Below are 17,495 nucleotides of genomic sequence, written 5' to 3'. Positions count from 1 at the left end.
ATTGAAGTCTGAAGGTCGGCAAACCGCCGCCGAAATTGATCGTGAGTTCGAGATCATCGCGCAGCTCAGATTGCCGACGTTTTCGGCAATGAGCGGCACCTTCATAGACTTCTCCAACAAAACAGGGACGCGTGATACAATTGGGAGATTTCCTCCCGACCGGCGCTCCCAACAAATTAAATTGAACGGCTCGATTTCGGCCGGATCGGCCTCGTCCACCGACTGGCCCAGCTTACCGCGGCAGCCAGGATGGAATATGGCGGTTCACCTGGGTTCTGATCAAGTCCAAGAGCCTGCTCGCCGATAGCGCTTCCTGTCCTATTCCCTGCTGCTCATCATCACTGATGGACTTCCTGGACGGAAGTCGAACTCGCGAAAGCCGCCGCATCCATCGCGGGGACACCCAACCAAGCCCTGGTCAATTTATTGCAGGGCCCCCATAAAAGAAAGCGCTGTTAACCAAATTTTTCAACGCGCCAATTCTTATTCGCCAAACTGAAGGGGTGAGGTGATCGATGTGTGATTCAAACATAAGCGTGTTCCCGCTGCATCGTCGGCGGAAATTGGTCGAAGGGATCGCCCGGGTCTTGGAATCCAAAAACGGGAAGGATGCGAATGCGTTCTGGCGCAGCACCGTCACGACAATTCTCGTTCAACTGTCCGAATCGGGAATTGCACCCAGGCTCGCCGAACAAGAGGTTCGAACGCTTCTTCATGCCGTCATAGGCGATATAGCGACCCGGAATGCTGCGAAGTTTGCCCATTAGAACGCCAACAGAGTCATCGGTCGCCACCCCCCTTTGGATAGACGTGGTGAGAGCATGGAAGAGGCCGCCCCTATAGGAACGATCGATGCTTCAAACTCGTTGGAGATCGGAATTTGAACGCATCGACAGTCGGGGCGAATAACAGAACTCTATGCGGGCCATTGTGGATCTCGCCGGATACATCCGTCCGACGGTTGCGGCCTGGATGAATAGCAAGGGCTAGGAGAAGGGTGTTCTGGAGCATAATCCCCTAACCGGCTTTACAAGCAAATCGGCAAACCTCTTCATCCCGTGTCCATTGAGTTCGTCCAGGCGAGCAGCGAGGATCTAACGCGATTTCCTCGCAGTAGCGCCCTCGGATGCGCGGCGCCGTGCTGCGCCGCTGTCAATTCCCATGATGCGAAGTTTTCCGCTGAGATGAAAGATTGCTTCCGTAACGGACCAGGCTGACCAAACGCACGCTCGAAGTAAAGCACTCGAGCCATGTCGATCTGACAACTGCGGGAGGCCTATTGGGCCGTGTTGCCGAAAGCGCGGCACGGCAACCGATTCGCACACGCGATCGAGAGGCGTTTGCCTGTCGCCAGGCGGCGCCTCTGGCGACAGCTCGAAACCGACCTGCACAAAACGCTTTGGGCCAATCATCCGGAGATGGCGCCATTGCCCTTATCTCAGTTGGGAAGGTTGTTTCGGGAATTTTCGAAATCAGCGAATGACCGGCTCGCCATGGAAGCGTCGCCGCGAGGGCGGGGACACGCCGAAACCGACTTCCATCATCAAGCGTGGCCTACGCGCCGGCACAGTGCCCATATGGAAGCCGAACGGATCCTCGACGAAACCGAGACCGGCTTCGCCGGTCAGTGTAATGGGGCTCTGCTGGCCGTAGACGTCCAGAACCTCTTGGGCCGGATGGTCGACGAGAAGCGTCAGCTGGTGCTTGAAGGTCCGGCGGTTATGGCTGCCGCGGACATAGACGTGCGGGCCGGTGCCTTCGTCGACTGGCACCAGATAGAAGAAGAACTTCAGCATCCGCCAGTCATCGACATCGAAGTGGTATTTGCCGAGCGAAGCGAGGTTCTTGTCGGCGTCGGAGGCCTGTTCGGTGGGGAAGCTCCACCAGACGCGCGTGGTAATCAGTTTCGCCTGGCCTCCGAGATAGTGCGCAGCGACATCCATGAGCAGCGGATCGCTCTGTATGGCGAGTGCGGCCTTACAACCGAGAATGCGCTCGAAATAGTGGCCGCTGAGCAACGGACGGCCGAGCCGGGCCTCAGCTTCCGCATGCTCCATCGGCATGAATTCGAGACGGCGATCGAAATTGCCAAAGCAAGGCGTACACCGGGCGAAGGCGGCGATCTCCTGGTGGATAAATGGCGGCAGGACGAGCCCGGAAAAGAGCCCCTGCGACCGCAGCGCGTTGACGACATCCTGTCGATTGACACCCATGAACATCGTGTCCAGGGCTTTCTGTGACTCTTGAACAGGCTTTGCACCACGCCAGTGCATTCTGCGCGCCGGCATGGTGCGGGCGAGTACGAACATTGGCAGCCATGCAGGGTTCTCGCGAATATCCGACAAATAAGTCGGAATGCGCACGGCAATGCGATGCAGCATGCTGCCGTTTCGCGCGACGGCCTCAAGGCTTGCAGGGCTGGATTTGTCAGGGCTTGTACAGGTCATCAGGATCCTCATGCACTTTCAACGAAGCGAGGTTCTCACCGCTTCGTCATTATTATCCAAACCCCGATTCCCGCACCGAAAGGACGCTGACCACGCGTCAGGTTCTTGTGCAATGCACAAAAACCTCGCGCCGTATTAGCTGCATTCAGATCGTGGCGTTTCGAATAAGCCAGCTATCAGGCAAACGGCCGCGGAGGGAAACCCCAGCGGCACGCAAACCACGTGCCATGCAATATTCTATCTAACCGCGTCCCCTTCTCCGCCGCCTGACCCAGAGAATTTGCCGGTCTCTAACCGAAACGACAGCCCATCTGACAATAAATGTCCACGCGACAACCATTGGTAGCGGCGCTTCATGCCTAGCGAGGACGACAGTGTCGGGTTTACGACGCAGGTCGGAGACCAGACATAGATGGGGTGGCTCACCACGTTGTAACTGAAAGCTCTAGTCCTTTGGCACGACTAGTGAGGCGGACGATCCGCAAACGTTGCACGGAACCGATGGCAATGGAGAGGTGAGCGTCATCCAGATACTTGCGTTAACGGCCCACGGAGTCGCGGCCGCGCAGGCGCTGGCGGTGCGAAAGTGTTGATGCCGTCGATCTGCGTGAGGCAATGGCATCCACCGCAGCCGGCTTCGACTTTCCGCCTGACAAGCTGAAGCTGCTGGAAATCTTTTTCGCCGAAAATGGCGACATCAGCGCCGGTCTGCAGGAAGAGCTTGGCAACGACAGTCGCCACCCCATCGAAATGACCTGGCCGGAACGCGCCGCACAGGCCTTCGCCGATGCGGGAGACTGAAACGGTCGTGGTAAAGCCTGCCGGATACATCTCCGCTACGCCCGGCACATAGAGCAGATGCGCGCCCAGAGACGCGAGCTTTGCAGCATCTTCCTTTTCCGTCCGGGAATAGGCGGCAAGGTCGGCAGCACTGTTGAACTGCTTCGGATTGACGAAGAGCGTCACGACAACCCGATCGGCCCTGTGAAGCGCCGCACGCACGAGGCTCAGATGCCCTTCGTGCAACGCCCCCATGGTCGGCACCACTGCGATGGTGGCGCCAGAACGGCGCCATCCCGTGGCGATGGAGCGAAGTTCGGCAATGGTATGGACAACCGGCACGTTCATGCCACATCTCCGTCCTTCGCCTGGTCGTAAACATGTTCGGCCGCCGGAAAGGGCCCTTCCCGAACATCAGCCGCGTATCTGGCAATGGCAGCTTCTGCCGCTGAAGCAAGTTCGCCGTAGCGCTTGACGAATTTCGGGCGAAAACCGGTGAACATGCTCAACATGTCGTCGATCACCAAGATCTGCCCGTCGCAGGCGGCCGAGGCGCCGATTCCAATCGTTGGAATTGCGATTTCCGCTGTGATCCGGCTGGCGAGCGCCTCGGGCACCTTTTCGAGCACGAATGCGAATGCTCCCGCCTCGGCCACTGCGTGGGCGTCGCGCCGGATGCGCTCGCCATTCTCGCCCCTGCCCTGGACAAGATATCCGCCGAACGCGTTGACCGCCTGCGGGGTCAGCCCACATGGGCCATCACCGGGATGCCGCGACAGGCGAGGAAGCGGATTGTCTCGGCCATTGTCTCGCCGCCCTCGAGCTTGACGGCTGAGCAACCGGTCTCGGCCATGACGCGCGCGGCATTGCGAAAGGCCTGGTCCCGGCTTTCCTCATAGGAGCCAAATGGCATATCCACGACCATCAGCGCCCGCTCAAGGCCGCGGCGCACAGCTTGGCCATGCATGATCATCATGTCGAGCGTAACCCCAAGCGTGGTCGGCAACCCGTGGAGAACCATACCGACGCTGTCGCCGACCAGCACGACATCGCAATGGGAATCCACTAGCCGGGCAACCGGGGTCGTGTAGGCGGTAAGGCAGACGAGCGGCGTGCCAGCCTTTCGCGAACGAATATCCGGCGAGGTGATCGCCTTGGTGTTAGCAACCGCAATCAACGAGGGCTCCTTCCCTTGCGTTACCAACCGCGAGTGTCGCGTTTGGCATATTTTTGTGCACGTGCGAAGAGCAAAATCGCGACGGTGCGCGATGTTGACGCGCGGACAGTTATCGTAGAAAACCAATTTAAATCGGTTCAGCCGCCTTCTTGGCAGGGCTCTGCCAACCAGTTCAGGGATCATGGAGCACCAGGCAAAGGTAACCGGGAAAGGCAGAGCTGCAGGCAGGGCCAATGCCGTCAAAGCGGACCTTATCGCCGTGGTCGTCGCCGTGAAAAACAGCGACCCTTACGTTCTCACCATAGGGCAGGCAAACGCACTGCCGTCGGGTCCGTTCGAGCAGGATCACCGTTCCCTGCAGTCGGGTCTCAGAGGATGGGTGGAACAACAGACCGGCCAGCCGCTGGGCTATATCGAACAGCTTTACACCTTCGCCGATCGCGATCGGGTCGGCGCTGAGGAGCGTATAATCTCGATCAGCTACCTCGCACTGACGCGAGACGAAGATGCGGCTGCCTCAGCCAGGCGCTGCTGGGCAAGATGGTACGACTATTTTCCGTGGGAGGATCATCGCTCCGGCACGCCGGCGGTTGTGCTGGAAAAACTGCGACCGCTATTAAGAGAATGGGCGGACAGCGCTGACGATACCGCCGTGCGGCTCGATCGTCGGCGGCGCGCGGCGATCACCTTCGGCTTCGACGACCGAGCATGGAACGAAGAGCTCGTATTGCAGCGCTATGAGCTTCTCTACGAGGCAGCGCTGGTGGAGGAAGCGACCCGCAGCGGGGATTCAGCCGCGCCCACTCCCGTGCCGGGCACATCCATGGTCGCCGATCACCGCCGCATCCTGGCAACGGCTATTGCGCGGCTGCGCTCAAAGATCAAATACCGACCCGTCGTGTTCGAACTGATGCCGCCGCTCTTCACACTTCTGCAGTTGCAGCGAACCGTGGAGGCGCTCTCAGGCAGGCTCATTAACAAGCCGAACTTTCGCCGGCTTATAGAGCAGCAGGATCTGGTTGAGAAGACCGGCGAGGCGACCGCCGAAACCGGCGGCCGGCCGGCGCAACTCTACCGCTTCCGCCACGCCATTATCGACGAGAGGCCTGGGGCTGGGACAAAATTGCCGCTCGCGCGGGCTTGACATTGCTTATAGTCATAACGAATATAAAGGTCTTATAATCATGTAGATTATAATTGGAGGCTCGATGAGCACCATCCTGCCTTCGGCCGCATCCCTGTACGACCGCGTTCGGCGCGTTATTCCTCCGATCGAATGGCCGAGCTTTTCGGACGACATCGAGGCAATTCTGGCGCTGAAGCGGGAGCGCAACGCCGTCATCCTGGCGCATAATTATCAGACGCCGGAGATCTTCCACTGTGTGGCCGACATCGTCGGCGACAGTCTGGCGCTTGCCCGTAAGGCAATGTCGACCGAAGCCGACGTCATCGTGCTTGCCGGCGTGCATTTCATGGCTGAAACGGCGAAGCTGCTCAATCCGCAAAAGACGGTACTCATTCCCGATTTGCGAGCAGGCTGTTCACTGGCCGACTCGATCACCGCCGAGGACATTCGCCTGCTGCGGCAGCGCTATCCGGGTGTGCCGGTTGTCACCTATGTCAACACCTCGGCTGACGTGAAAGCAGAGTCCGATATCTGCTGCACGTCCGGCAACGCAAAGGCCGTCGTCGAGTCCCTCGGGGTTCCCAAGGTGATCATGCTGCCGGACGAATATCTGGCCCAGAACATCGCAGCTCAGACAAAGGTGCAGATCACCGCCTGGAAGGGTCATTGCGAAGTGCACGAGCGCTTCACGCCAGCCGACATCCGTCAGTTGCGCGAAAGCCATCCCGGCGTGATGGTGCTCGCGCATCCCGAATGCCCGCCCGACGTTGTAGCCGAAGCCGATTTTTCTGGCTCGACAGCCGCCATGTCCGACTATGTCGAAAGGCAAAAGCCGCCACGCGTCGTGCTGATGACGGAATGCTCGATGAGCGACAATGTCGCGGTCCAGCATCCCGAGATCGAATTCATCCGGCCCTGCAATCTATGCCCGCACATGAAGCGCATCACGCTCGCCAACATCCGCTCTGCGCTCGAGCAGAACCGGCATGAGGTGATGATTGAACCCGACATTGCAGCACGAGCACGGCTAGCGGTAGAGCGGATGCTCGCCGTATGAGCGAGGAGGTCCGCAGTTTCCTTGGCCGCCCGATTATCATAGGCGCCGGTATTGCCGGGCTTTTGACTGCGCTTCATCTGGCGCCGGAACCGGTGCTTATTCTGTCCAGGACGCCGCTTGGATCTGAGGCATCAAGCGCATGGGCACAGGGCGGGCTGGCTGCCAGCCTTGGCGTGGACGACGATCCTGCGCTGCATGTCGCCGACACGCTCGCCGCCGGCGATGGCCTGTGCGACGCAGAAATCGCAACCCGCATCCTTCATGCGGCTCCTAACGCGATCGAGACCCTGGCGACCCTTGGGGTTCGCTTCGATCGGACGCCTGAAGGAGCCCTGCGCCTGGGATTGGAGGCCGCGCACGTCCGCCGGCGCATCGTTCATGCCGGCGGCGATGGCAGCGGACAGGAAATCATGCGTGTGCTGGTCGAAGCTGTGCGTTCTACTTCGTCGATCGTGGTCGTCGAGGGTGCAGAGGCGCGGCGGCTGGCGGTGGAGGACAATACGGTCCGAGGTGTCTGGGCAAGCTGTTCGATGAGTCCTGTGTTCTTCGGTACGGGACGGGTCGTCCTCGCCACGGGTGGGATTGGCGGACTGTTCCTCGACAGCACCAACCCTTTGGGCAGTTGCGGACAGGGCCTGGCGCTTGCGGCGCGCGCCGGTGCTGTGGTTGCCGACCTGGAATTCATCCAGTTCCACCCGACCGCGCTTGATGGGCCGGCGCGCCCGATGACGCTGATCAGTGAAGCGGTTCGCGGTGAAGGCGCGATGATTGTCGACGAGACAGGCCGACGCTTCCTCGACAGCTTGCCGGGCGCGGAACTCGCGCCGCGCGATGTGGTGGCGCGCGCCATCTGGACGCATCTTTCGAACGGCCACCGCGTCTTTCTCGATGGACGAGAAAAGCCCGGCCCGACATTTGCGCGGCAATTTCCGACAATCGCATCAGCCTGCCGGGGCGCGGGCATCGATCCCGTGCGCGACCTCATCCCGATACGGCCGGCCCAGCACTATCACATGGGCGGCGTCGCTGTGGATCGGGATGGACGTACCTCGGTTGCCGGACTATGGGCGTGCGGCGAAGTCGCCTCCACTGGACTGCATGGCGCCAATCGGCTTGCCAGCAACTCGCTGACCGAGGCGATCGTATGCGCGCGCTGGGTCGCCGAAAGCGTAGCGGGATCTCCGATCGGCATCAGAACACGCTCGACGGCACGGGAAATTCCGGCTCCCGATCCACTCTCGTTGCGCCCTCTCCTGTCACGCAGCCTTGGCGTGAAACGAGATGGCGAGGTCTTGCGCGAGGCCGTGAGCACATTGCTTCCGCTGGCCAAACGCCAAGATGCAGCGTCCGATCCTGCGATAGCGGGACTGATGATCGCGGTTGCCGCCTTGCTGCGAGAAGAAAGCCGCGGCGCTCACTACCGGACCGACTGTCCAGATTGTGCGGTTGCCGCCCGCCGCTCCAGGCTCACGCTCGATGAAGCCTTAGCGACAGCTGAGGAACTCGCATCTTCGTCTACGCTTGAAGAGACCGGGCAATGAACCTCTCGCCGCTGCCCCCAATCATGCTCGAGCCTCTGGTACGGACTGCTCTGCTCGAAGACCTCGGCAGGGCCGGTGACGTATCCACGGACGCCATTGTGACACCCTACCACTATACAAGGACCGTGCTTGTGGGGCGTCAGCGCGGGATTGTCGCGGGGCTCGATCTAGCCATGCTCGCCTTCCGCCTGATCAGCCCCGATGTTGAAATCTCGGTGGAGCGGCCAGACGGCAGTGGTGTCGTGGAAGGCCAGGTCATCGCATCGGTGAGCGGTCCGGCCCGGGCCATACTCACAGCGGAACGGACGGCGCTGAATTTTCTCTGTCATTTGAGCGGCGTCGCCACGGCGACGGCATCCGTCGTCGCGGCGGTCCGCGGGCACGGCGCGAAGATCGTCTGCACGCGCAAGACGACGCCCGGTTTACGGGCCGTCGAAAAATATGCCGTGCGCGCCGGTGGCGGCGCCAATCACCGCTTTGGCCTCGACGATGCGCTCCTGATCAAGGACAACCACATCGCCATCGCCGGCGGGATCCGTGCGGCCATCAAGCGCGCGCGAGCAAGTGCAGGTCATCTCGTCAAGATCGAAGTCGAGGTCGATACGCTGACCCAGTTGGAAGAGGCCTTGACGCTCGCCCCCGACGCCGTTCTGCTTGACAACATGTCGGTTGACCAATTGCGAGAGGCAGTGCTGATGGTCGCCGGCCGGGCGATCACCGAGGCGTCCGGCAGGATCACCGCCGCGTCAGCGCCGGCCATCGCGGCCACCGGTGTCGACCTGATTTCTATCGGCTGGTTGACTCACAGCGCGCCGATCCTCGATATCGGCCTTGCCTGTCGGGCGCCCTGACGACCCACGAGCAAACATATGGGTCAATCGGGCATTCGAACCCCAGGACTCGTAAGACGAAGATAGCGCAAGCGTAGACTAGGAAACAGGATGGACATGCACGCCACCAATCCGACGAAGACAATGCCACAGGCTCAAGCCCCAGACGCCACGACGTGGACGCTAGAGAAGGCTCGGGCACTTCATGACGCGCCCTTCAACAATCTGCTCTTCCTGGCGCAAACCGTGCACCGCCAGAATTTCGATCCCAACAAGGTCCAGCTTAGCCGGCTCCTCAGCATCAAGACCGGCGGCTGCCCGGAGGATTGCGGCTATTGCAGCCAGTCGGCGCATCACGAAAGCGGGTTGAAAGCGTCGAAACTGATGGAGGGCCGGCGCGTCATCGCCGAGGCGACCAAGGCGCGTGACGCCGGTGCCACCCGCTATTGCATGGGCGCGGCATGGCGAAATCCCAAGGCGCGCGACATGGATGCGGTCGTGGCGATGGTCGAAGGCGTCAAGGCGCTGGGCATGCAGACCTGCATGACGCTGGGCATGCTTGATCTGGACCAGGCGCAGCAACTGAAAATGGCCGGCCTCGACTATTACAACCACAACATCGACACTTCGGAGCGCTACTACAACGAGGTTATCTCGACACGCACGTTTGCCGATCGGCTGGACACGCTGGCCAATGTCCGCGACAGCGGCATCAAGGTCTGCTGCGGCGGCATTGTCGGTATGGGCGAAGAGCCTATGGATCGCGTCGACATGCTGGTGACGCTGGCCAATCTGCCGGAACATCCGGAAAGCGTTCCGATCAACATGCTGATACCGATCGCCGGCACGCCCCTTGCCGACGCCAGGCCGATCGAGCCGATCGAATTCGTGCGCGTGATCGCACTGGCGCGCATCATGATGCCGAAATCGCATGTCCGGCTTTCAGCCGGCCGCACCGCCATGACCGACGAGATGCAGGCGCTGTGCTTCTTTGCCGGCGCCAACTCGATCTTCGTCGGCGACACGCTGCTGACGGCGGACAATCCCGGCGAGGACAAGGATAGTCTGCTGTTCCGGCGTCTCGGCATCGAGCCGATGGACCTCGAGACGCAATGAGCGGGGTACCGCTTGCCCGCTATGACGCGACCTTGCAGGGGCTGGCGCGCAAGGACCGGCTGCGGACACTGTCGCCGCGCGCCGGCCTCGACTTCTCGTCGAACGACTATCTCGGGCTTGCCGCTTCGAGAAGACTAGGCGACGCGGTTGCGGCTGCGATCGCGCAGGGCACGCCGGTCGGCGCCACCGGGTCGCGGCTGCTGCGCGGCAACGCGCCGGAGCATGAGGCTCTGGAGGCGGACGCGGCGGCGTTTTTCGGAGCTGAACGCGCGCTGTTCTTCGGCAGCGGCTACATCGCCAACTTCGCTCTCCTGACAGCGCTGCCGCAGAAGGGCGACCTTTTGGTCCTCGACGGACTCGCCCATGCCAGCATGCATGAGGGGGCTCGCGCTGGCCGCGCTGAGTTCAAGCTCGCCGCGCACAACGACGTCGATTCTATCGAGGATGCGATCACGCGCTGGCGCGCCGAAGGCGGCACCGGGCGCGTCTGGATCGCGGTCGAAAGCCTTTACAGCATGGATGGCGACCGTGCGCCGATGGAGAGCCTGGTCGCGCTTGCCGATCGACACGAGGCATTCATCGTCGTCGACGAGGCGCATGCCACCGGCGTTTGGGGACCGGAGGGCCGCGGCCTTGCCGCCGGTTTCGAGGGCCGCGACAACATCATCGCACTCCACACTTGCGGCAAGGCGCTCGGAGCGTCGGGCGCGCTTGTCACCGCTCCACGAACGCTGTGCGACTATCTCGTCAACCGGTGCCGGCCATTCATCTACGCCACCGCACCGTCGCCGCTGATGGCGGTCGCGGCGCGCGAAGCGCTCGCCATGCTGTCCGATGAGCCGATGCGCCGTCTCCAGTTGCAGGAGCGTGTTGCCTTCGCGGGTCGCCAATTGGCCGGGCGCTGCGGCGTGATACCGAGCGGCTCACAGATCCAGCCATTTGTCATCGGCGACGTCAGGCGCACCATGGCGGTGGCGACAGCGCTCCAGGCACGCGGCTTTGACATACGCGGCATTCGTCCGCCGACCGTGCCCGAGGGCACGTCGCGTCTGCGCATTTCGCTGACGCTCAACGTTGACGAAGCCGACATTTCCGCCATGGTCGAGGCGCTCGCCGAGGTGTTGGCCCAAGCATGACCAGAGCTGGCATGACCAAGCGCATCGTCGTTACCGGAACAGACACCGGCATCGGCAAGACGGTGTTTTCGGCGGGATTGGCCGGCCTTCTCGACGGTTTCTACTGGAAGCCGGTGCAATCGGGCCTCGACGGCGAAACCGACAGCGAGGTTGTGGAACGGCTCGCCGGCCTGCCGAAAGGACGCGTGCTGCCCGAAGGGTATCGCCTGAAGGAGCCGCTGTCGCCGCATCGTTCAGCCGAACTCGACGGCGTCGCGATAGACGTCGCAGAGCTCTCGCTTCCGGACTTGCCGGGTCCGATCGTCATCGAAGGGGCCGGGGGACTGATGGTGCCGCTCAACCGGCGCACCAAGTTCATCGACATATTCGCTCAGTGGCGGATGCCGGTTATCCTGTGCGCCCGTACCACGCTCGGCACGATCAACCACACCCTGCTGTCGATCGAGGCGCTCAGGGCCCGTTCCATCCCGCTCATCGGCATTGCCTTCATCGGTGATGAGGTGGCCGATACGCAGAGAACAATCGTGGAGTTCAGCGGCGCGCGCCAGCTAGGCAGACTGCCGCACATCGATCCGCTGACGAGTGAAACGCTGAGAGATGCAATGGTTGCCGGCTTCGACCTTGCTTTGATCCCCGGAGGCGAGTGATGTCGCAATCTCAAGTCTGGCATCCGTTCACACAGCACGCGCTCGAACCGGCGATCCCTGAAATCGTCCGGACGGACGGCGCCTACCTCCACAAGGCCGACGGCACGCGCATCCTGGATGCCATTTCCTCCTGGTGGGTCGTCACCCACGGCCACCGCCATCCCCATATCATGAAGGCCATCGAAACGACCGCGGCGAGCCTCGACCAGATCATCTTCGCCGGCTTCACCCACGAGCCGGCCGAACGCCTGGCCAGGGCGCTTGTCGGCCTCGCTCCGGCCGGCCTTGACTGGGTGTTCTACTCCGACAGCGGCTCGACCTCTGTCGAGGTCGCGCTGAAGATGGCGCTCGGCTATTTCCGCAACATCGGCGCGCCGCGTTCGCGCATCGTCGTCATGGAGCACAGCTACCATGGCGACACGATCGGCACGATGAGCGTCGGTGCCCGTGGCGTGTTCAACGCCGCCTACGAGCCTTTGCTGTTCGAGGTCGACACCATCCCCTTCCCGGCTGCCGGGCTTGAGCAGGGGACGCTGGATCGGTTCGAGGCTGCCTGTCGCGACCGGCACGCAGCCGCGCTGATTGTCGAGCCGCTGGTGCTCGGCGCCGGCGGCATGCTGATGTATCCCGCCTGGGTTCTGACGGAGTTGAACAAGATCGCCGAGGCCTCCGGCACGCTGCTCATCGCCGACGAGGTGATGACCGGCTGGGGGCGCACCGGCACCATGTTCGCCTGCGAGCAGGCGTCGATCTCTCCCGATATCCTGTGCACTTCGAAGGGCCTGACCGGCGGCGCGATCACGCTGGCCGCCACGCTCGCCACCGACGCCATCTTCCAGGCCCATTATTCGACCGATCGCACGAAGACCTTTTTCCACTCGAGTTCCTACACCGCCAACCCGATTGCCTGCGCGGCAGCCCTTGCCAATGTCGAAATCTGGCGTGACGAACCGGTGGCCGAGCGGATCGCGGCCCTGAGCGCCAAGCAGGCCACGGGGCTTCGGCGTTTTCACGACAATCCCTTTTTCAGCGACAGCCGGGCGACCGGCACGATCGCGGCGCTCGACCTGCGCGCCGGCTCCGCCGGCTATCTCGCCGAGATCGGGCCGAAGCTGCGGGCGTTCTTCCTCGACAAGGGGCTGCTTGTGCGTCCGCTCGGCAATGTCCTCTATCTCCTGCCGCCCTATTGCATCACCAGTGGCGAGTTGGACGGGCTCCATGATGCCATTGAGGAGGCCGGCGAACGCTTCGGTTCGAAGCCGTGAGCAGGTCGTCGCGCCTTCTCGGGTTCGGCCACCATGCGCCCGGGCGCAAGGTGGCCAATGCCGAGATCGAAAACAATCTCGGCCTCGAGCCGGGCTGGATCGAACGGCGCACCGGAATTTGTTCGCGCTTCTGGGCAACGGACGAAGACACGCTGTCGGGCATTGCCGCGCAGGCCGGCGAGATGGCGCTGGCGAATGCCGGCATCGACAGGGTCGACATCGGCCTGCTGTTGCTCGCCACCTCGACACCCGACCACCTTCTGCCACCCAGCGCGCCGCTGGTTGCGCATCGGCTGGGACTCGGCCGCGCCGGCGCGATCGATCTTACCGGCGCCTGCTCCGGCTTCATCTATGCGCTGATGTTCGCGGACGGTTTCACCCGCCTGCATGGCAAAGCGACCCTTGTCATCGCCGCCAACATCCTCAGCCGCCGCATCAATCCGGCAGAGCGTGCCAGCGCTGTCCTGTTTGCCGATGCTGCAGGCGCCGTTGTGATTGGCCCTTGCGATGACCGGGAACGGGGTATTCTCGGTGCATCGGTGGATTCCGACGGCTCGCGCTATGGACTGATCCAGATACCTGCCGGCGGCAGCAACAGCCCGTTCCACGCAGGGCTGGAAATCGAACAAACCCGAATGACGATCACCGATGGCCGTGAAGTGTTCAGCAAGGCCGTGGAGATGATGACCGATTGCTCGCTGGACGCACTTGCCGCAGCCCGACTGCAGCCGCACGACATCCACCGGTTCGTACCGCATCAGGCCAATGCCCGCATTTTCGATGCCGTCGGCAAGAACCTGGGCATTGCCGATCATGCGGTCGTCAAGACGATCGCTGACTACGGAAACTCCTCCGCCGCGACGATCCCGCTATCCCTATCGTTGGCCAATCAGACAGAGCCATTGCGGCCTGGCGAAAAAGTCCTTCTTGCTGCCGCGGGGGCGGGCTTAAGCGGCGGGGCACTCGTCGTTGGAATTTAGCCGGCGCTCGTTGGCGCGAACGCTGCGTGCCTGACCGGCATGCAGCAGTCGCCTCTGGCCGGCTTTCGAGTCGCGAGCGCGAAAAGGAATTCGCCGCGCTGACCGATGACGAGGCAAGGCGGATCGAGGCGGTCTACGCGCAAATCTTTGGTGCCGATTGAAGAAATCATCTTTCGATCGGCGCTCCAGCTTTTCGGAAATGGCATTCAGAACCATCAGAGCGGGAAGAGCATCAGGTGTGGTCAACAGCGCGTTAACGCCGAAATTTTGCGACAGGCCCAGTTGATCTCAAGCAGGGAGACGTGCTGGAAGGCATTGTTGACGGCCTCGGCACCCTGCGCAACCAAGTTCTTCGCCGGACGTTCGAATAATTATTGAGAAGGAACTCCATGACCCGCCAAATCATCGATCTCTCCATCGCCCTCGACAATGAAACGCCAGCGGACCCGCCGCCGATCCGCCCCGTGATCAGCTATACTGGGCATCGCGAAAGCGCCGAAGGCATGGTGGCGTTCTTTCCCGGGCTCGGCGTGGATCAGCTGCCCGGTGGCTATGGCTGGGCAGTTGAAGAGTGCAAGGTCAACACGCACAACGGCACCCACCTTGATGCGCCATGGCACTATCACCCCACCATGAACGGTGGTGAACGGGCAATGACCATCGACGAAGTGCCGCTGGATTGGTGTATGCAGCCGGGTGTGAAGTTGGATTTCCGTCATCTGCCAGACGGTTATGTGGTGACGGCCGCCGACGTTGAGGCCGAGCTTGACCGCATAGACCACACGTTGAGCCCGCTGGAAATTGTGCTGGTCAACACTTCGGCCGCCGCCGCTTATGGCAGCCCGGCCTATCTGGGCAAGGGGTGCGGCATGGGCCGTGAGGCCACGCTTTTCCTGACCTCACACGGCGTGCGGGTGACCGGCACGGACGCATGGAGCTGGGATGCCCCCTTTCCCTTCACCGCCAAACGTTATGCTGAAACCGGCGACGCCAGCATCATCTGGGAAGGACATAAGGCGGGAGCCGAGATCGGTTATTGCCACCTCGAAAAACTGACCAACCTCGACCAGCTTCCGCCCAAGGGCTTTACGGTTACCTGCTTTCCGGTAAAGATCAAAGGCGCCTCTGCCGGATGGACGCGCGCAGTGGCCCTACTCCAAGAGGTTCCGGCCATGGCGCGGCAGCGCCTTCCGCAAGAGAATTCGAACGGGTGACGTTTGACCATGGCGTGAGGATGGAGTCCGCAAGCGCATCGCTGTTCACGACCGTATAGACGTGCGCTTCCCGCAGCCTCCGCTCCCTCCGGCGGCCGCCACGGGAACAGGGTTTCGTGCTTGATGTGGCGGGTGAAGGAGCTGCAGAAGTCGCGTATCCAGGTCCTTGTAGGCATCGATGTGACCCGCGTTTCCGCCAATGCCGAGGTCGACGAACGGAGCGGCGCGACGTCCCTCACCGCGACTATCGAGGTGGTTGCCGACCAGTTCAAAGCTCTACCGTACGTGAAGCTCTATCCGGATATGCCCGTCGACGTGTCGATAGTGACGGGTGAGCGCAAGGGCATTGTGCGTGCTGCCACACTAGCCGCGGGACTGACGAGCGTTGGCATTGTGTAAAAGACATCGTCATAGCCCCTGCGGAACGACGCGATCGCAAGAGGATCGCCACTGCTTTTCGGCAGCGTCGATGAAAAAGGGTCTGTCAAGGCCGGTGAGATAGTTTGGCTATTCAGATAGTGCACATAGTCGGGACCTGTGGCCGCCCGCAGCAACAGGCTCGCTCGTCTCGACCTTCCTCCATCCCCTCATAGCTCGCATCGTCGGCACCTGCATCTAATCGGTAGGTCGTGAAGTGCTGGCTGTTCAAGAGGCGGATGGTTCGGCTCTGTACCGGAGCAAGGAATCAATCGTGTTCAAGCGCACCATCGTTTCCGGCCTGATCGTCGCCGCCGGTTCGCTGGCCGGAACCGTCCGGCCCTCGGCGGCCCATGGCTATCATCACCACCGCGAAATCGGCATTGCCGCCGGCGTCGGCGGGTTCGTGCTTGGCGCCTGCTCGCCCAGCAGCCCCGGACCCTCTATCTCGACGAGTACAGCGGTTCCTGGTAGGTCCGCCGCTGCCTCGCCTGCTACGCCAGCCGATCCGGGCTTGGACACCTATATCGGCTATGACGGCTACCCCCTATCGCCGCCTTTAAGAGGAGATGGACCGTTTCAGCAACATGAGGGCTTCCTCATGGCCCGTTTTTTCGTTGGTCTGAATGGTTCCAGCCCAGGCTGGCTTGTTCCGGCCCGGCTGCCTGGCCACGCATTTGGCGAGCGAAGCCGGTGGTGTACAGTGATTTCCAGACAGCCTAATCTCGACCACAAACGACCGGCTGATCGCCCCGAGGAGAGAGAAGGTTTGAACGAGCAGGATCCCAAGGAAGACTTGATCGACACGATTTTTCGCAATGGCACCATCACCGCCGTCGGCATCCTGCTGGCGTTCTCGCTCGGCTTCATCACGCATTGGGCCGCCAACCCAATACCGTGGCAGCTCCACCATTTGCTGGCCGCAGCGCCGATGCTGATCGGCATCGCGCTTCAGATGCGGGCCCTGTCGATGCTGCTCGACATTAGTTCCCTGCAACGGCGCATTTATGAGCGCGCCAACCGCATCTTCCTGACCGGGCTTATTCTGACTGCTAGTGGTGTCGGGCTGGCCATCTTGCTCGATGTCTTCGAGATGGCGCGCAGGGGCGCGCTGCCTCTCGGCTAGCCGACAGCTACAGCGCCGTGGCCATCCCAACAGATGTCGCACCATTCGGCGCCGACCCGGCTGGCCATGCGCTCGCCGATCCTGACCGCCGGGTTGGTCGCGCAGGGCCATGCGCTTGGCGGCAGCGCGGGGTGGGGCTGGCTGCCGGGTGGTCCGGCCGGGCCTTGCAATTTTTTGTCTTTGCTGCGCGTAACGCCTCGGCTGTGAATCGAGTAGGCTTAATGGCCTACCCACGTTGCAATTATTACAAAGGAATACGGATATGGCGACTGGAACGGTGAAGTGGTTCAACAGCACCAAGGGGTTTGGATTTGTCCCGCCTGACAATGGCGGTCAGGATGTGTTCGTCCACATTTCCGCTGTGGAACGTGCGGGTCTCTCGACTCTCATTGACGGCCAGAAGATCAACTATGAGATCGAACAGGACCGCCGTACTGGCAAGTCCTCCGCTGGCAGCCTCAGCAAAGCTGGCTGACTTTTCTCCTGCGGCCCGGCAAAAGCCTGCACGACGCGCCACGTCCCGATCGTACTGACCCGCTCGATAAGAGCGGGCGAGAACATTACCGCAGACCGGGACAGCAGATTGTTGCAAGCCGCGAGGATGTTTGCGAGTGGAGGGGGCTGGTCCGCGCCTTC

General features: G+C 61.8%; 17 protein-coding genes and 2 pseudogenes. 16 read left to right on the top strand and 3 right to left on the bottom strand.

The window, feature by feature from the left end; genetic code table 11:
• The coding region (locus CGZ66_RS40420; RefSeq protein WP_206073787.1) for a hypothetical protein at window positions 1–307 on the top strand (307 nt) is incomplete at its 5' end.
• Between the two features lie 208 nt (window positions 308–515).
• Window positions 516–767: a DUF6074 family protein gene (locus CGZ66_RS40955; RefSeq protein ID WP_095090078.1), complete on the top strand. Its 252-nt coding sequence runs from the start codon at window positions 516–518 to the stop codon at window positions 765–767.
• Window positions 768–1,472: 705 nt separating this feature from the next.
• Here the strand turns inward: CGZ66_RS40955 and CGZ66_RS28115 are convergent.
• The 3 genes and pseudogenes from CGZ66_RS28115 to panB all read right to left on the bottom strand — a co-directional run bounded on the left by CGZ66_RS28115 (window position 1,473) and on the right by panB (window position 4,404).
• On the bottom strand, window positions 1,473–2,447 hold the full coding sequence (locus CGZ66_RS28115; protein ID WP_095090096.1) for a hypothetical protein: 975 nt from the start codon (window positions 2,445–2,447) through the stop codon (window positions 1,473–1,475).
• A 639-nt stretch (window positions 2,448–3,086) separates the two neighbouring features.
• Window positions 3,087–3,575 (bottom strand): annotated as a pseudogene (locus tag CGZ66_RS28110) (4-phosphopantoate--beta-alanine ligase); the annotation flags it as partial.
• A pseudogene (gene panB / locus CGZ66_RS28105) lies at window positions 3,572–4,404 on the bottom strand (3-methyl-2-oxobutanoate hydroxymethyltransferase). The pseudogenes CGZ66_RS28110 and panB, both read right to left, overlap by 4 nt.
• A 181-nt stretch (window positions 4,405–4,585) precedes the next feature.
• Here panB and CGZ66_RS28100 point away from each other — a divergent pair.
• The 14 genes from CGZ66_RS28100 to CGZ66_RS28030 all read left to right on the top strand — a co-directional run bounded on the left by CGZ66_RS28100 (window position 4,586) and on the right by CGZ66_RS28030 (window position 17,334).
• A complete protein-coding gene (locus CGZ66_RS28100) occupies window positions 4,586–5,548 on the top strand; it encodes an NUDIX hydrolase (protein ID WP_095090077.1) in 963 nt (320 codons plus the stop codon).
• Between the two features lie 64 nt (window positions 5,549–5,612).
• Window positions 5,613–6,587 carry a quinolinate synthase NadA gene (nadA, locus tag CGZ66_RS28095; protein WP_095090076.1) on the top strand — a complete coding sequence of 325 codons (975 nt, stop codon included), beginning with the start codon at window positions 5,613–5,615 and terminating at the stop codon, window positions 6,585–6,587.
• Window positions 6,584–8,128, top strand: a complete 1,545-nt coding sequence (locus CGZ66_RS28090; protein WP_095090074.1) for an L-aspartate oxidase — start codon at window positions 6,584–6,586, stop codon at window positions 8,126–8,128. The genes nadA and CGZ66_RS28090 overlap by 4 nt, the downstream gene beginning before the upstream one ends.
• On the top strand, window positions 8,125–8,979 hold the full coding sequence (gene nadC / locus CGZ66_RS28085) for a carboxylating nicotinate-nucleotide diphosphorylase (protein ID WP_095090073.1): 855 nt from the start codon (window positions 8,125–8,127) through the stop codon (window positions 8,977–8,979). The genes CGZ66_RS28090 and nadC overlap by 4 nt, the downstream gene beginning before the upstream one ends.
• Before the next feature lie 96 nt (window positions 8,980–9,075).
• Entirely contained in the window at window positions 9,076–10,074 is a 999-nt protein-coding gene (gene bioB, locus CGZ66_RS28080) for a biotin synthase BioB (RefSeq protein ID WP_095090094.1), read from the top strand.
• Window positions 10,071–11,210, top strand: coding sequence for an 8-amino-7-oxononanoate synthase (locus CGZ66_RS28075; protein ID WP_095090072.1), 1,140 nt, complete (start codon window positions 10,071–10,073; stop codon window positions 11,208–11,210). Before bioB ends, CGZ66_RS28075 begins: the two co-directional genes overlap by 4 nt.
• 11 nt (window positions 11,211–11,221) lie before the next feature.
• Window positions 11,222–11,857, top strand: a complete 636-nt coding sequence (bioD, locus tag CGZ66_RS28070; protein ID WP_095090091.1) for a dethiobiotin synthase — start codon at window positions 11,222–11,224, stop codon at window positions 11,855–11,857.
• The gene (locus tag CGZ66_RS28065) at window positions 11,857–13,122 is read left to right on the top strand and encodes an adenosylmethionine--8-amino-7-oxononanoate transaminase (protein ID WP_095090070.1); all 1,266 of its coding nucleotides are present in this window, start codon (window positions 11,857–11,859) and stop codon (window positions 13,120–13,122) included. The genes bioD and CGZ66_RS28065 overlap by 1 nt, the downstream gene beginning before the upstream one ends.
• Entirely contained in the window at window positions 13,119–14,102 is a 984-nt protein-coding gene (locus CGZ66_RS28060) for a beta-ketoacyl-ACP synthase III (RefSeq protein WP_095090069.1), read from the top strand. The genes CGZ66_RS28065 and CGZ66_RS28060 overlap by 4 nt, the downstream gene beginning before the upstream one ends.
• A gap of 26 nt (window positions 14,103–14,128) precedes the next feature.
• Window positions 14,129–14,263 carry a hypothetical protein gene (locus CGZ66_RS41390; protein WP_280952830.1) on the top strand — a complete coding sequence of 45 codons (135 nt, stop codon included), beginning with the start codon at window positions 14,129–14,131 and terminating at the stop codon, window positions 14,261–14,263.
• A gap of 228 nt (window positions 14,264–14,491) precedes the next feature.
• Complete coding sequence (locus tag CGZ66_RS28055) at window positions 14,492–15,316, top strand: cyclase family protein (protein WP_095090067.1); 825 nt, start codon at window positions 14,492–14,494, stop codon at window positions 15,314–15,316.
• Window positions 15,317–15,448: 132 nt separating this feature from the next.
• Window positions 15,449–15,715, top strand: a complete 267-nt coding sequence (locus CGZ66_RS28050; RefSeq protein ID WP_143748873.1) for a beta-barrel domain-containing protein — start codon at window positions 15,449–15,451, stop codon at window positions 15,713–15,715.
• A gap of 292 nt (window positions 15,716–16,007) precedes the next feature.
• Complete coding sequence (locus CGZ66_RS41780; protein WP_425352324.1) at window positions 16,008–16,859, top strand: hypothetical protein; 852 nt, start codon at window positions 16,008–16,010, stop codon at window positions 16,857–16,859.
• 262 nt (window positions 16,860–17,121) lie between these two features.
• Entirely contained in the window at window positions 17,122–17,334 is a 213-nt protein-coding gene (locus CGZ66_RS28030; RefSeq protein WP_095090064.1) for a cold-shock protein, read from the top strand.
• Window positions 17,335–17,495 lie beyond the last annotated feature (161 nt).

The sequence above is a fragment of the Mesorhizobium sophorae genome (genome assembly GCF_002270415.1).
Taxonomy (GTDB): domain Bacteria; phylum Pseudomonadota; class Alphaproteobacteria; order Rhizobiales; family Rhizobiaceae; genus Mesorhizobium; species Mesorhizobium sophorae.
The sequence above is the reverse complement of the archived record's forward strand: the minus strand, read 5'-3'. Positions and strand labels throughout refer to the sequence as shown.